This is a genomic window from Iamia sp. SCSIO 61187 (assembly GCF_019443745.1).
GTDB lineage: Bacteria > Actinomycetota > Acidimicrobiia > Acidimicrobiales > Iamiaceae > Iamia.
In genome coordinates this window covers 3,265,571-3,280,361 of record NZ_CP050948.1, presented here as the reverse complement: position 1 = coordinate 3,280,361, position 14,791 = coordinate 3,265,571, and the positions used below count along the sequence as shown (strand labels likewise).

At 75.1% G+C, this 14,791-nt stretch carries 14 protein-coding genes; 10 read left to right on the top strand and 4 right to left on the bottom strand.

Annotated features, from left to right (window positions below):
- The first annotated feature begins 39 nt into the window (after positions 1–39).
- Positions 40–1,272: a saccharopine dehydrogenase family protein gene (locus HC251_RS15605; RefSeq protein WP_219941517.1), complete on the top strand. Its 1,233-nt coding sequence runs from the start codon at positions 40–42 to the stop codon at positions 1,270–1,272.
- Between the two features lie 75 nt (positions 1,273–1,347).
- The gene (locus tag HC251_RS15600; RefSeq protein ID WP_219941516.1) at positions 1,348–2,853 is read left to right on the top strand and encodes a von Willebrand factor type A domain-containing protein; all 1,506 of its coding nucleotides are present in this window, start codon (positions 1,348–1,350) and stop codon (positions 2,851–2,853) included.
- An 87-nt stretch (positions 2,854–2,940) separates the two neighbouring features.
- Here HC251_RS15600 and gabT read toward each other — a convergent pair whose 3' ends face one another.
- On the bottom strand, positions 2,941–4,260 hold the full coding sequence (gene gabT, locus HC251_RS15595) for a 4-aminobutyrate--2-oxoglutarate transaminase (protein ID WP_219941515.1): 1,320 nt from the start codon (positions 4,258–4,260) through the stop codon (positions 2,941–2,943).
- Between the two features lie 34 nt (positions 4,261–4,294).
- On the opposite strand from gabT, the gene HC251_RS15590 reads away from it, so the two are divergent.
- On the top strand, positions 4,295–5,041 hold the full coding sequence (locus tag HC251_RS15590) for an alpha/beta fold hydrolase (protein ID WP_219941514.1): 747 nt from the start codon (positions 4,295–4,297) through the stop codon (positions 5,039–5,041).
- A 45-nt stretch (positions 5,042–5,086) separates the two neighbouring features.
- Here HC251_RS15590 and HC251_RS15585 read toward each other — a convergent pair whose 3' ends face one another.
- Positions 5,087–5,404 carry a multidrug efflux SMR transporter gene (locus tag HC251_RS15585; protein WP_219941513.1) on the bottom strand — a complete coding sequence of 106 codons (318 nt, stop codon included), beginning with the start codon at positions 5,402–5,404 and terminating at the stop codon, positions 5,087–5,089.
- 83 nt (positions 5,405–5,487) lie between these two features.
- Positions 5,488–6,132: a hypothetical protein gene (locus HC251_RS15580; RefSeq protein WP_219941512.1), complete on the bottom strand. Its 645-nt coding sequence runs from the start codon at positions 6,130–6,132 to the stop codon at positions 5,488–5,490.
- Positions 6,133–6,176: 44 nt separating this feature from the next.
- Between HC251_RS15580 and HC251_RS15575 the strand changes: the two genes are divergently transcribed.
- The 7 genes from HC251_RS15575 to HC251_RS15545 all read left to right on the top strand — a co-directional run bounded on the left by HC251_RS15575 (position 6,177) and on the right by HC251_RS15545 (position 13,828).
- Positions 6,177–7,550: a deoxyribodipyrimidine photo-lyase gene (locus HC251_RS15575; RefSeq protein ID WP_255566439.1), complete on the top strand. Its 1,374-nt coding sequence runs from the start codon at positions 6,177–6,179 to the stop codon at positions 7,548–7,550.
- 264 nt (positions 7,551–7,814) lie between these two features.
- Positions 7,815–8,822, top strand: a complete 1,008-nt coding sequence (gene hrcA / locus HC251_RS15570; RefSeq protein ID WP_219941511.1) for a heat-inducible transcriptional repressor HrcA — start codon at positions 7,815–7,817, stop codon at positions 8,820–8,822.
- A gap of 3 nt (positions 8,823–8,825) precedes the next feature.
- The gene (gene dnaJ, locus HC251_RS15565; RefSeq protein WP_219941510.1) at positions 8,826–9,941 is read left to right on the top strand and encodes a molecular chaperone DnaJ; all 1,116 of its coding nucleotides are present in this window, start codon (positions 8,826–8,828) and stop codon (positions 9,939–9,941) included.
- Positions 9,942–10,652: an RsmE family RNA methyltransferase gene (locus HC251_RS15560; RefSeq protein WP_219941509.1), complete on the top strand. Its 711-nt coding sequence runs from the start codon at positions 9,942–9,944 to the stop codon at positions 10,650–10,652. It begins immediately after the preceding gene.
- Between the two features lie 125 nt (positions 10,653–10,777).
- Positions 10,778–11,305, top strand: coding sequence for a transcriptional regulator (locus HC251_RS15555; RefSeq protein ID WP_219941508.1), 528 nt, complete (start codon positions 10,778–10,780; stop codon positions 11,303–11,305).
- A 65-nt stretch (positions 11,306–11,370) separates the two neighbouring features.
- Entirely contained in the window at positions 11,371–12,414 is a 1,044-nt protein-coding gene (gene hemW, locus HC251_RS15550) for a radical SAM family heme chaperone HemW (RefSeq protein ID WP_219941507.1), read from the top strand.
- A gap of 49 nt (positions 12,415–12,463) precedes the next feature.
- Positions 12,464–13,828: a carboxyl transferase domain-containing protein gene (locus HC251_RS15545; protein ID WP_219941506.1), complete on the top strand. Its 1,365-nt coding sequence runs from the start codon at positions 12,464–12,466 to the stop codon at positions 13,826–13,828.
- Between the two features lie 52 nt (positions 13,829–13,880).
- On the opposite strand, the gene HC251_RS15540 is transcribed toward HC251_RS15545, so the two are convergent.
- On the bottom strand, positions 13,881–14,714 hold the full coding sequence (locus tag HC251_RS15540; protein ID WP_219941505.1) for a transposase: 834 nt from the start codon (positions 14,712–14,714) through the stop codon (positions 13,881–13,883).
- Positions 14,715–14,791 lie beyond the last annotated feature (77 nt).

Genomic DNA, 14,791 nt, shown 5'->3' with positions numbered 1-14,791 from the left:
AGGCACCATCCGTGGCGCGGGCCGCCGTAGTGTCCCGCCATGCGCATCCTCATCGTCGGGGCGGGAGGCGTGGGGACCGCCGCCGCCGCCATCGCCGCCCGCCGGGACTTCTTCGCGGAGATCGTCGTGGCCGACCAGGACGAGGCCCGCGCCGTGGCCGCCGTCGATCGCCTGTCCGACGAACGCTTCACCTCGGCACGGGTCGACGCCTCCTCGGCCGAGGGCGTCACCGACCTCTGTCGGGAGCACGGGATCACCCACGTGCTCAACGCCGTCGACCCCCGCTTCGTCATGCCCGTCTTCGAGGGCGCCCTCGCCGCCGGCGCCGACTACCTCGACATGGCCATGAGCCTGTCGCAGCGCGACCCCGACCGCCCCTACGAGGTCCCGGGCGTGATGCTGGGCGACGAGCAGTTCGCCCGGAACGACGCGTGGGAGGGGGCCGGCCGGCTCGCCCTCGTCGGCATCGGGGTCGAGCCCGGCCTCAGCGACGTCTTCGCCCGCTACGCCGCCGACCACCTCTTCTCCGACATCGACGAGCTGGGCACCCGGGACGGGTCGAACCTGGTGGTCGAGGGCTACGAGTTCGCCCCCTCGTTCTCGATCTGGACGACCATCGAGGAGTGCCTCAACCCGCCGCTCGTCTGGGAGCGCGACCGCGGGTTCTTCACCACCGAGCCCTTCAGCGAGCCCGAGGTGTTCGACTTCCCCGGCGGCATCGGCCCGGTCGAGTGCGTCAACGTCGAGCACGAGGAGGTCGTGCTCATGCCCCGCGAGGTCGACGCCAAGCGGGTCACCTTCAAGTACGGGCTCGGGGCGGACTTCATCAACGTGCTGCGGACGCTGCACCTCGTCGGGCTGGACGCGACCGACCCGGTGCGGGTGAGCACCCCCGACGGCCCGGCCGACGTCAGCCCTCGCGACGTGGTCGCCGCCTGCCTGCCCGACCCCGCCACCCTCGGCGACCGCATGCGCGGCGCCACCTGCGCCGGCCTGTGGGTCACCGGCACCGGCAAGGACGGCCAGCGCCGCGAGGTCTACCTCCACCACGTCGTCGACAACGAGTGGTCCATGGCCCGCGACGGCGTCCAGTGCGTCGTGTGGCAGACGGCGGTGAACCCGATCATCGCTCTCGAGCTGCTCGCCGCCGGGACGTGGCGCGGCGTCGGCGTCCTCGGCCCCGAGGCCTTCGACAGCGTCCCGTTCCTCGACCTCCTCGAGGCGCACGACGCACCGTGGGGCATGGAGGAGCGCGACCCCCAGCGGCGGTGACTCGTCCGGCGATCCAGGGGTGGGGGCCCCGGCGCGGTGGGGAACCGCGCACCGGGGGCGGTCGTCGGACCGGCCATGCGCACCCGACCGATCCCCGCCGCCCTCGCCCTGGCCCTCGTGGTCGCCCTCGTCGCCGGCTGCACCGGCGGCTCCGACGACGCCACCGGCGGTGATGTCCGAGACGTCAGCTCGAGCGCCGGCGGCGGCGCCGAGGAGGGCGCCGATGCCCTCCCGCCCGACCCGGCCGTCGACCCCAACACCTTCGCCGAGAACGGGACCAACCCGTGGACGGCGCCGACCGACGACCCGCTGAGCACCTTCGGGCTCGACGTCGACACCGGGTCGTGGACCGTGACCCGCCGCTTCGTCTCCGACGGCACCCTCCCGCCGCCGGAGGCGGTGCGCACCGAGGAGCTGGTCAACGCCCTGAGCGACGTCGACGAGGCCCCCGAGGAGGGCCTCGGCGTCACCGCCGAGGGGGGCCGGGTCGGGGAACGGCTGCTCCTCCGCCTCGGCGTGGCGGCGCCCGAGATCGCCGACGACGAGCGCCCCGACGTCAACCTCGTGTTCGTGGTCGACACGTCGGGCTCGATGGACGAGGAGCGCAAGATCGGGCTGGTCAGGGACTCGCTCGAGCTCCTGGTCGAGAACCTCCGGGACACCGACACCGTCTCGATCGTCACCTTCGACGACGAGGCCGAGCCGACGCTGCCGCCCACCCCGGTCGACGACGCGGGGACGATCGTCGAGGCCATCGACTCGCTCGCGGCCGAGGGGTCGACCAACCTCGAGGGCGGACTGCGGCTCGGCTACGCGACGGCCGAGGACCTCGTCACCGACGAGGAGAGCCTCACCCGCGTCGTGCTGCTCTCCGACGGGGTGGCCAACGTGGGCGAGACGGGCCCGGGGTCGCTGGTCGACCTGATCCGCGACGACGCCGACCGGGGCGTGAGGCTGGTGACCGTCGGCTTCGGCCTCGACGGGTTCAACGACACGCTCATGGAGCAGATCGCCGACCGGGGCGACGGGTTCTACGCCTACGTCGACACCATCGACGAGGCCCAGCGCCTCTTCGGCGACGAGCTCACCACCACGCTGGTCACGGTGGCCGAGGACGCTCGGGCCCAGATCACCTTCGACCCGGCCACCGTCGCCCGCTACCGGCTCATCGGGTACGAGAACCGCGACATCGCCGACGAGGACTTCGCCGAGGACGACACCGACGCCGGTGACCTCGGTGCCGGGCACCGCGTGGTCGCCCTCTACGAGGTCGAGCCCGCCCCGGGCGTGACCGGCGACGTGGCCCTCGGCTCGGTCGAGCTCCGGTGGGACGATCCGTCGGGCGGTGACGAGCGGGTCACGACGACGCCCCTCGACGTGCCGCGGGACGACGATGCCCCCGAGGCCACGCAGGTCGTGACCGCGGTCGCGGATCTGGCCGAGGCCCTCCGGAGCCCCGAGCCCTCGCCCGCCACCCTCGCCGAGGTGGCCGACCGCCTGGACGAGCTGGCCGGCGAGGTCGACGACCCGGTCGTCGCCGAGATGGCGTCGGTCGCCCGCCGGGCCGCCGCCCTCGCCTGACCCGCCCTGCGGGAGAGCGCACGGATGGTGCCAGGCACCTTCCGTGCGCACGGAAGGTGCCTGGCACCATCCGTGGCGCGCCGGGGGTCAGCGCGACTCGATGGCGTCGGCGAGGACGCCGAGGGCGTCGGCCAGCAGGTCGTCGTCGATGGTGAGCGGGGGCAGCAGGCGCACGACGTTGCCCCACGTGCCGCAGGTGAGGGTGACGACGCCGGCGGCGTGGCAGGCGGCGCTGATGCGCCCGGCCTCGACGGGGTCGGGCGTGACGGTGCCGGGCTCCACCAGCTCGATGGCGACCATGGCCCCCCGCCCTCGGACGTCGCCGATCCGGGGGTGCGCGGCCTGCAGCGAGCGCAGGCCCGGCAGCAGGACGTCGCCGATCGACCGGGCCCGGGCCGCCAGGTCGTCGCGCTCGATGATCTCGATGGCGCCGAGGGCGGCGGCGCACGCCACCGGGTTGCCGCCGTAGGTGCCGCCCAGCCCTCCGGGGGTGACGGCGTCCATGATCTCGGCCCGGCCGGTGACGCCGGCGAGGGGCAGTCCCCCGGCGAGGGCCTTGGCCGTGGTGACGATGTCGGGGACGACGCCCTCGTGGTCGGAGGCGAACATGTCACCGGTGCGGCCGAAGCCGGTCTGGATCTCGTCGGCCACAAGCACGACGCCGTGCTCGCGGCACCACTCGACCAGGGCGGGCAGGAAGCCGGGGGCGGGGTCGACGAAGCCGCCCTCGCCCTGGATGGGCTCGATCACGACGCAGGCGGTGCGCTCGGCGCCGACCTGGCTCTCGATCACGGCGAGGGCCCGGGTGGCGGCCTCCTCGCCGGTCATGCCGTCGGGGTCGCGGAACGGGTAGCTCATGGGCGCCCGGTAGACGTCGGACGCGAAGGGCCCGAAGCCGTCCTTGTACGGGGCGTTCTTGGCCGTCATGGCCATCGTCAGGTTGGTGCGGCCGTGGTAGGCGTGGTCGAACACGACCACCGAGTCCCGGCCGGTGTGGCGGCGGGCGATCTTCACCGCGTTCTCCACCGCCTCGGCGCCGGCGCTGAACAGGCACGAGCGCTTCTCGTGGTCGCCGGGGGTGAGGCGGTTGAGGGCCTCGGCCACCTCCACGTAGCCGGCGTACGGCGTGACCATGAAGCAGGTGTGGGTGAACCGGTCGAGCTGGGCGGCGGCCCGGTCGACGACCTCCGGGGCGTGGTGCCCGACGCTGACCACGGCGATCCCCGACCCCATGTCGATCAGCTGGTTGCCGTCGACGTCGACGAGCACCGCGCCCTCGGCCCGCTCGACGAAGACGGGCAGCACCGTGCCCACGCCCTGGGGCACCGCCGCCTTGCGTCGGGCCAGCAGCTCGGCCGACCGCGGACCCGGGATCTCGGTGACGAGCTTGCGCTCCTGGGTGACCATGCGGCGGAGCGTAGGTGGCACTAGAACCGCCGGCATGACGACGTTGTTCGTGCACGGCGTGCCGGAGACCGCGGCCATCTGGGACCGGGTCCGGGGCCTGATCGACCGGGACAGCACGGCGCTCCCGCTCCCCGGGTTCGGGACCCCGCGGCCCGAGGGCCACGACGGCTCGATGGAGGCCTACCTCGACTGGCTCCTCGACCAGATCAGGGCCGCCGACGAGCCCGTGGACATCGTCGGCCACGACTGGGGCGGCATCCTCGTGGCCCGCATCGCGACCTACGCGCCGGCGGGGTTGCGCAGCTGGGTGAGCGACGCCCCCGGCGCCATCGACCCCGCCTTCGAGTGGCACGACTTCGCCAAGCTCTGGCAGACGCCCGAGGAGGGGGAGGCGTTCTTCGACGGCCTGCTCGCCTCGCCACCCGACGCCGCCGCGGCGATGGCCGCCACCGGGGTGCCCGAGGCCGACGCCCCGGCGATGGTCGCCGCCGTCGACGACGTGATGGTCGACTCGATCCTCCGCCTCTACCGCTCGGCGACCGAGATCGGCACCGTGTGGGCCGCCGACGGCCCGTCGCCCGTCCCCGGCCTGGTCCTGGTCGCCGAGGGCGACGCCTTCGGCAACGTGGCCTCCTCCCAGCGGATCGCCGGTGACGTCGGCGCCGACTTCGCCGTGATCGAGGGCGGCACCCACTTCTGGCCGCTGAGCGCCCCCGAGGCCGGGGCTGAGGCCCTGACCCGCTTCTGGGCCGGCCTCGCCGACGAGTCGACGACAGGGTGAACCGACGCGATGTGCCGGGCCCATCGCGTCCTCGAGGTCGCCGCGCTAGGCGCTGGTGACCTTCAGCCCCACGATGGCCGCCGCCAGGAGGGCGAGGCAGGCGATGCGGGCCGGCGTCGCCGGGTCCCCGTGGACGGCGATGCCCACCACCGCGGCGCCCACCGCGCCGATCCCGACCCAGACCCCGTAGGCGGTCCCCAGCGGGATCTCCTCGCTGGCCTTGGCCAGGGTGAGCATGCTGGCGCCGAGGAGCCCGAGGAAGAGGGCCGTGGGCGCCGGCCGGGTCAGGCCCTCGGTGGCCGGGAGGGTGGACGCCCAGGCCACCTCGAGCAGGCCGGCGATGACGAGCAGGAACCAGGACATGACGCCTCCTGAGCCCCGTCTTCGCACCGGCCGGTACGGGACACCCTCGTCGGCTTCACGTCACCCGCCACCGTAGCGACGGGCTACCGGAGGTCCTCGCGGAAGCGGAACAGGGGGGCGGGCTGGAAGTCGCTCGTCGGCACGCCCACCAGCTCGGCGCCCACGGTCCAGGCCCGCACGCCGACGTCCCCGCCGGTGCGGAGGGCGATGCGGCGGCACCCGGCGGCGTCGAACCACCGTCGGATGGCGGGGGTCAGGTCGGGCGGGCGACGGTGGCGCGTCCAGATCACGGTGGCACCGGCCCGGCAGAGCGACGGGACGGCGGCGATCGTCCGCTCGACGTCGGCGTCGCTGACGTTGCCGAAGACGCCGCACAGGAGCAGGACGTCCACGGGCACGATGTCGGCCAGGGCGGCGCTGTCGCCGGCGTCGCCGGTGACGACGGTGCCGGCCACCCCGGCGGCGGCCAGGCCCCGGCGGGCGGCGTCGGCCAGGGCCGGGTCGAGCTCCACGAGCCGGGCGGTGACGTCGGCCCGGCGGGGGTGGTCCACCAGCGCGGTGGCCACGTCCCGCCCGTCGCCGGCGCACAGCGAGGCCAGCCGCACCGGTCCGTCGCGAGCGCCCGCGACCGCCTCCCCGACCAGCTCGACCACCGCCGCCAGCCGGTCCCGCAGCGGGTGGTCGTCGTCCTCGTAGGCCTCGTGCCACGCCACCCAGTCCCGTCCCACGCCGGGGAGGGTAGGGACCGACGGCCGGGGCAGGGTCGGCCGCGGTGAGCAGCGTGAGCACGGCGGTGATGTGGTTCCGGCGGGACCTGCGGATGGCCGACAACCCGGCGTTGGTCGAGGCGGCCCGGGCCGACCGGGTCGTCGCCCTGTTCGTGGACGACGCCCACCTACGGGAGCCGTCGGGGGCCAACCGTCGGTGGTTCCTGGCCGGGTGCCTGGCCGAGCTGCACGACCGGACCGGTGGCGCCCTGGTGGTGCGGCGGGACGAGCCCGAGCGAGCCGTCCGGGACGTCGCCCGCGAGGTCGGGGCCGAGGTCGTGTGCTGCGCCGACGACGCCGGCCCGTACGGCACCCGGCGCGACGACGCCGTCCGGGCCGCGCTGCGCGAGGACGACGTCGACCTGCAGACCGTGGGCACGCCCTACGCCGTTTCGCCGGGCACCCTCCGCACCAAGGGCGGGACGCCGTTCAAGGTCTTCACCCCCTTCTCCCGGGCCTGGCGGGCCCACGGGTGGGACGAGCCGGTCGACGCCCCCCGCGGGGTCCGGTGGGTCGAGGGCGTCCGCTCCGACGGGCTCCCTGAGGCGCCGGCGGTCACGGCCGACCTGCCGACGCCCGGGGAGGCGGCGGGTCGACGTCGGCTGGCCGCGTTCCTCGACGGCGACGTCCGGCGCTACGCCGACGACCGAGACCGCCCGGGGGCGGACGGGACGTCTCGGCTGTCGCCCTACCTGAAGTGGGGCTGCGTGCACCCCCGCCAGGCCCTCGCCCGCCTCGGCCGGGGCGCCGGGCCCGAGACGTTCGCCACCGAGCTGGCCTGGCGCGACTTCTACGCCGACGTCCTGCTCCACGAGCCGCAGTCCGCCCGCCAGGGGCTCGACGAGCGCATGGCCGGCATGGAGCTCGACACCGGCCCCGAGGCCGACGCCCGCCTGGCGGCGTGGTGCGAGGGCCGGACCGGCGTCCCCATCGTCGACGCCGGGATGCGCCAGCTCGTGGGGGCGGGCTGGGTGCACAACCGGGTGCGCATGATCGTGGCGTCCTACCTGGTCAAGGATCTCCACATCGACTGGACCCGGGGCGCCCGCTTCTTCATGGAGCACCTCGTCGACGGGGACCTGGCGTCCAACCAGCACGGCTGGCAGTGGGTCGCCGGGACGGGGACCGACGCGGCGCCGTACTTCCGGGTCTTCAACCCCGTCGCCCAGTCGGAGCGGTTCGACCCCGACGGGACCTACATCCGCCGCTGGGTCCCCGAGCTGGCCGACGTGCCGGGGAAGGCGATCCACGACCCGACCCGCCTCGACGGCGACCTGTTCGCCGCCACCGCCCCCGACTACCCCCGCCCCATCGTGGACCATGCCATGGAGAGGGATGAGGCGCTCCGCCGCTGGCGTGCGGCCACCGGTCGCGCGTGAGGGCGTCCGCCGACCGCCGCCCTCAGGGCGGCGGGTGGGGTCGGCGGACGTGGGATGAGGCGCTCCGCCGCTGGAGAGCAGCGACGGGCCGGTCGTGATCACCATGCGGTCCGGCGGTCGTCGAGCGTCGGGGTCAGATACCTTCCGACCGGCGCCGAAGAGGTCGAACCCGGCCCCTGACGGTCGGATGGTGTCTGACCCCCTGACACCCGGACGACGGTCTGGCAGGGGATGCGTCAGCACTCGGTAGGATCGAGTGCCAAGATGCTCGACGAACGCAAGGCGACGATCTTGCGGGCCGTGGTGGAGGAGTACATCCACACGGCCCTGCCGGTGGGTTCGGGTCACGTCGCGTCCGCCCCCGGTGTCGCCGTCTCCTCAGCGACGGTCCGCAACGAGATGGCGAGCCTCGAGCAGGAGGGGTTCCTCGCCCAGCCCCACACCAGCGCGGGGCGCATCCCGACGCAGGCCGGCTACCGCTACTACGTCGACCACCTGGCCACCCGGCCGACCCTCGACAAGGCCAGCGCCCAGCAGGTCAAGGCGTTCTTCGATCGGACCCACGGCGAGCTGGAGCGGATGCTGGCCGACACCTCCCGCCTCCTGTCGGGGCTCACCGGCACCGCCGCCGTCATCACCGGGCCGCCCCACGAGACGGCCGTCGTGCGGTCGGTCCAGCTCGTCGGGCTGACCGCCCGCATGGCCCTGCTCGTCGTCGTGCTCTCGAACGGGGCCGTCGAGAAGGCCACCGTCGACCTCGGCGGCGACCGGGTCGAGCCGTCCGACGAGGACCTGGCCCGGGCCACGGCCCACCTGGCCACCCACCTCGTCGGGCACCACCTCGACGCCCTGGCGACGCTGCCCGCCCCGCCGGAGGGGACCCCGGAGTCGGCCGCCGCCCTCGTCGACGCGGCCCGCCAGGCCCACGACCCCGACGGTGACCACCTCTACGTCGGGGGTACCGACCGCATGGCCGGCGCCTTCGAGGCCGTCGAGCAGGTGCGCGAGGTGCTCGGCCTGCTCGAGCAGCAGCTGGTCGTGGTGAGCCTGCTGCGCGACGTCCTCGACCGGGGCCTCCAGGTGGCCATCGGGTCCGAGACCGGGATGACCACGCTGGCCGAGTGCTCGATCGTGGTCGCCCCCTACGAGATCGAGGGGGAGGCGGTGGGCACGGTCGGTGTCCTCGGCCCGACCCGGATGGACTACGCCCAGGCCCTGGCCGCCGTCGCCGTGGTCGGCAAGCGCCTGGGCCGTCGGCTCAGCGAAGGGTGACCCATGGCCGATGACCTCTACGCCGTCCTCGGCGTGTCGCGCTCCGCCACCGCCGAGGAGATCAAGAAGGCCTACCGGCGGCTGGCGCGCCAGCACCACCCCGACGCCAACCCCGACGACCCCGGCGCCGAAGCCCGCTTCAAGCAGGTGGCCCAGGCCTACGAGGTGCTGTCCGACCCCGCTCGGCGCCAGCGCTACGACACCTACGGGACCGACGGCCCCGGCGGGCCGGACCTGGGCGACGCCTTCGGCGGGGGGCTCGGCGACATCTTCGACGCCTTCTTCGGCGGCAACGGCGGCGGGGGCTTCGGTGGCGGCCGTCGCGGCGGCCCGCCCCGGGGGGGCGACATGGAGGTCGTCATCGACCTCACCTTCGAGGAGGCGGTGTTCGGCACCAACGCCCCGGTGACGGCCCAGGTGCCGTCGCCGTGCGACACCTGCGAGGCGACGGGCGCCGCGCCCGGGACCCACCCCGACACCTGCCCCACCTGCGACGGGGCCGGACAGGTCCGCCAGGTCCGCCAGTCGATGCTGGGCCAGATGGTCACGGCCCGGCCCTGCCCGCAGTGCGGCGGCCTGGGCCAGGTCATCCCGACGCCGTGCCCCGACTGCGGCGGCGAGGGGCGGCGCCCGGTCGAGCGCACCTACCCCGTCGACATCCCGCCGGGCGTCGCCGCCGGCAACACCCTGCGCCTGCCCGGCTACGGCCCCGCCGGTCCCCGGGGCGGGCCCGCCGGCGACCTGTACGTCCACCTGCGGGTCGCGCCCCACGCCCGGTTCACCCGCGACGGCGACGACCTCCACCACGACCTGCACATCAGCCCCAGCCAGGCCGCCCTGGGCGTCGAGCTCGTCCTGGAGACGCTCGACGGGGTCGAGGAGATCACCGTCCCCCGAGGCACGCAGCCCGGACACGTGTTCCGCCTCCGGGGCCTGGGCGTCCCGCGGGTGCGGGGCCGCGGTCGCGGCGACCTGCTCGTCACCGTGGTCGTCGACGTCCCCGAGACCCTCGACGAGGAGCGCGAGGCGCTCTACCGGCAGCTGGCCGCCCTGGGGGGCGAGGACGTAGCGCCCCCCGACACGGGGCTGCTGTCCAAGTTCCGCTCGGCCTTCAAGTAGATGCTCGGCCGGGGCACCGGTCCGCACGTCTTCGTGGCCGACCTCGAGCGGCCCGAGCTCGACGACCGCGACCGTCACCACCTGGCCAAGGCCCTGCGGCTCCGGCCCGGCGACGCCCTGACGGTCTCCGACGGCGCCGGCCGGTGGCGGGCCGCCCGGTTCGGGGCCGAGGTCGAGGTGACCGGCGACGTGGTCGACGACCCGGCCCCGGAGCCGCCCGTCACCATCGGCCTGGCCCCGGTGAAGGGCCAGCGGCCGGAGTGGGCCGTCCAGAAGCTCACCGAGCTCGGCGTCGACACCATCTGGCTCCTGGTGGCCGATCGCTCGGTCGTGCGGTGGGAGGGGGCGCGGGGCGCCGGCCACGCCGACCGCCTGGCCCGCGTGGCGCGCGAGGCCGCCATGCAGAGCCGCCGCTGCCGGCTGCCCGCGATCCGCGTCGGCGTGCCCGTCGCCGACGCCTTGACCAGCGAGGGAGTGGCCCTGGCCGACCCGGGGGGGTCGGTCCCGACCCTGGCCCGGCCCGTGGTCCTCGTCGGTCCCGAGGGCGGGTGGTCCGACGCCGAGCGCGCCGCCGCGCCGGCGCGCGTCGCCCTCGGCCCGACCGTCCTGCGGGCCGAGACGGCGGCGGTCGCCGCCGGCGGGCTGCTCGTGGCCCTCCGCCACGGGCTCGTCGCCGAGGGCCCCGCACCGTCGAGCACGCACGGTGGTTGATCGCCCAGCTCCCACGACGTAGTGTGGTCGCTGAGCCGGGGGATGGCCAGCCGTAGTCTGGGTGCGATCCCCCCGGCACCCACCCGTCGGTTCCGATCGGGACCCACCGCAGGAGAGACACGGCGATGAGCATCATCGACAGCGAGATCGAGGACGCAGCCTCCCAGCTGTACGGCCGCAAGGTCGGTGAGCGCCTGCGGTCCATCCGGCGTCAGAAGGGCCTGTCGCTCCAGGAGGCCGAGGAGGCGTCCGAGCAGGAGTTCAAGGCGTCGGTCCTCGGCGCCTACGAGCGGGGCGAGCGAGCCATCTCGGTGCCCCGCCTGCAGCGCCTGGCCCGGTTCTACAACGTGCCCGTCGACCAGCTGCTGCCCCGCGACCGCGACGCCGACGACGACGTCCTCGACCTCACCGTCACCCTGCCGGACCGCCGCAAGGTCGTCATCGACCTCACCCGCCTCGACGCCCTGAGCGGCGTGGCCGCCGAGATGCTGACCCGCTACCTCACGATGATCCAGGTCCAGCGCCAGGACTTCAACGGCCGGGTGCTCACCATCCGCCGCGACGACCTGCGCACCATCGCCTGCATCCTCGACACCAGCGAGGAGGGCGCGGTCAAGCGCCTCGACGAGCTGGGCCTGAGCTACTCCCGCTGACCACGCCGCCGGGGGGCACGCCGTCCGGAGGTTCGTCCTCCGGAGCCATCGGTGCCTACCTGCACGTGCCGTTCTGCCGGCACCAGTGCGACTACTGCGCCTTCGCGACCTGGACCGACCGCGACCACCTGATCGAGCAGTACATGGGTGCGTGCCGGGCCCACGCCGAGCGGCTGGCCCCCGGGCTGGCGTCGGTCGGCACCGTCTTCGTCGGCGGCGGGACACCGTCGCGGGTCGCCCCCGACCTGCTGCTCGCCGTGCCCGCTGCGCTCCCCGTGGCGGCCGACGCCGAGGTCACCGTCGAGTGCAACCCCGAGGACCTCGACGAGGCCAGGGCCCACGCCTACGCCGCCGGCGGCGTCACCCGCATCTCGCTCGGCGTGCAGTCGCTGGTCCCGCACGTCCTGGCCGCCCTGGGCCGGCAGCACCCGCGCGAGGCGGTGGCCCCGGCGGTCGCCGCGGCACGCAGCGCCGGCCTCGACGTCAACCTGGACGTGATCTACGGCGGAGCGGGCGAGTCCGTGGCCGACTGGACCACCACCGTCGAGGGGGTCCTGGCCCTCGAGCCCGACCACGTCAGCGCCTACGCCCTCACCGTCGAGGGCGGCACCCCGCTGGCGCGCGACCGGGCCCGCCACCCGGCTGACGACGACCAGGCCGACAAGTACGAGGTCGTCGCCCGCCGGCTCGAGGCCGCCGGGTTCGAGTGGTACGAGATCTCGAACTGGGCCCGGCCCGGCCACCGGTGCCGCCACAACCTCCTGTACTGGTCGATGGGGGAGTACGTCGCCATCGGGTGCGCGGCCCACGGCCACCGCGACGGGGTCCGCTCGTGGACCTACCCCAAGATCGAGTCCTACGTCCGGGCCGTCGAGGAGGGCCGGGACCCGGTCGCCGGGTCCGAGCGGCTCGACCCCGACCAGCGGGTCCTCGAGGGCCTGCAGCTCTCGCTCCGGACCGAGGCCGGCGTCCCGGCCGCGGCCCTCGCCCCCGACGACCGGGCCGTGGTCGCCGACCTGGTGGAGGACGACGGCGACCGACTCGTCCTCACCCGGGCCGGGCGCCTCCTCGCCAACGAGGTCGCCATGCGGCTCCGCGTCCCCCTCTGACCTGGGGCGGGTTGGCGTCGCGTCGGCTCCTCCCGCCAGGCTGCACGCCGTGGCCGTGCAGTGGACCGAGGTCTGGGACGACGACCTGGGCAGCGCCGACCCCCTCCGCTTCCCCGGGTACGCCGACCGGCTGGGCGAGGAGTCGGTCACCACCGGCCGCACCGCCACCCACGTGCGGGTCGAGGGCCGCTTCGACGTCCTGGGTGGGTCCATGGGGGTGGTGCACGGCGAGCGGGTGGTGCGGGCCTTCGACCGGGCGACCGCCCTCGGGCTCCCGGTCGTGTGCGTGACCCGCAGCGGCGGGGCCCGCATGCAGGAGGGCATGGTGTCGCTCGTCCAGCTGGGACGGACGGTGGCCGCCGTGCGCCGCCACGCCGAGGCCGGCCTGCTGTCGATCGCCGTCCTCCGCTCACCCACGACGGGCGGCGTGTTCGCCTCCTACGCCTCGACGTGCTCGTTGCGGGTGGCCGAGGCCGGCGCCGTGATCGGCTTCGCCGGGCCGCGCATCGTGGCCGACACGACCGGCGAGTCGGTGGCCGGCGTCTCGCACTCGGCCGAGACCGCCCACGCCGCCGGGCTGGTCGACGCCGTGGTGCCGGCCGCCGAGCTGGACCGCTGGGTGGACGCCGCCCTCGGCCTGGGCGAGGCCCCGCCCGTGGCCCGGCTCCGGGCCGTCGACGACGCCGTCGGCCCGCCCGACGACGGGGCCACGGGGGCGTGGTCCGAGGTCGTCGCGGCGCGCCGGGCGGACCGTCCCACCGGCATCGACGTGGCCGCCGCCCTGGCCTCGTCGTGGACGGACCTGGCCGCACCCGACCCGACGGTCCGCACCGCGCTGGCGACGGTCGCCGGCCGGAGGGTCGTGGTCGTGGCCTCCGATCGCCACACCGCCGGCGGGCGGCCCACACCCCAGGGGTTCCGGCAGGCCCAGCGGGCGGTGGCCCTGGCCGGACGGCTCGGGATCCCCGTCGTCAGCCTGGTCGACACCCCGGGTGCCGACCCGGGACCGGCCAGCGAGAACGCCGGCGTCGCGGCCGAGATCGCCGCGACCTTCGCCGCCTACGACGCCGTCCCCGTCCCCACCGTCGCCGTGTGCGTCGGGGAGGGGGGCAGCGGGGGCGCCCTGGCCCTGGCCTGGGCCGACGAGCTGCTGATCCAGGAGCACGCCGTCTTCTCCGTCATCGCCCCCGAGGGCGCCGCCGTCATCCTCGAGCGCGACGCCTCGCGCGCCCCGGAGGTGGCCGAGCACCTGGCCCTGACCAGCAGCCGTCTCCGGGACATGGGCGTGGTCGACGCCGTCGTCCCCGACGACGTCGCCGGCACCGTCGCCGCGGTGCACGCCGCCCTCGGCACCGCCCGGGTCGGCGCCCGCCGCCGCCGCCCCGACGCCCTCTCCGCCGCCGCCCTCGCCTAGCTACCTGACGGGGGGCCGGCCCGCACGGAAGGTGCCAGGCACCTTCCGTGGCTCACGACGCGGTTGCGAGCTGCTGCTCGACCCACTCGAGCGTCCACGCCACCGTGGGGTCGTCCAGCCGGCGGGCTTCGGCTCGGCGGACGGCCTCGCGGGCGGCCTCCGGGCGGCGCGGGCCCAGCTGGGCCGCGACCGCCCGCCTCAGCTCCGGGTCGTCAGATCGTTCGGCGAGGAGCACCAGCAGGGTCCGCTCGACCTTGGCGGCGGGGCGGTCTGCGTCGCTGGTGGCCAGGTCCGCCACGGCGAGGCCGCATCGAACCAGCTGGGTGACGTCGCCGGTCCCGCGCAGCGGGGCTCGACCGTCTCCCTCGGTGAGGGACGCGAGCTCCTCCGGGCCGCCCACGAGGTCCAGGACCGGCCGGACGTCGAGGAAGGTCGGAGCGGGGCGCAGCCCGAGGTAGGCCCGGTAGCTCGACCACCTGTACTCGCGGGGCGATCGGATGCCGGCGATGTCGAGGGGGTTCCGATGGACGTAGCGGGTGACCCACAGCAGGTAGCCGTCGGTCTCGACGGGGATGGAGCGGTACCGCCCGTTGAAGAGGGGCCCGTCTCGGCCGTGGCGCGCGTTGAAGCGGCGGCTGTAGACGCTGGTCAGGTGGTGCATCGCCTCGGGCAGGACCCCCGCGGGGGCCCGCAGCACGAGGTGGAGGTGGTTGCCCATCAGGCAGTACGCCAGCGTGACGACGTCGAACCGCCCGTGGATGTCTGACAGCCGTTCTCCGAGCTCGATGCGGTCCGCGTCCGTGCGGAAGATCGGTTGGTGGTCGACCCCGCGGTTCATCACGTGATGGATGCCGGTCTCGGACTCACGGCGGTGCGGACGGCCCATGCCTGATCTCCTGCCGGGCGGTGCGTTGGTGAAGGTGCGGAGAGGCCACGGAAGGTGCCTGGCACCATTCGTGGCCG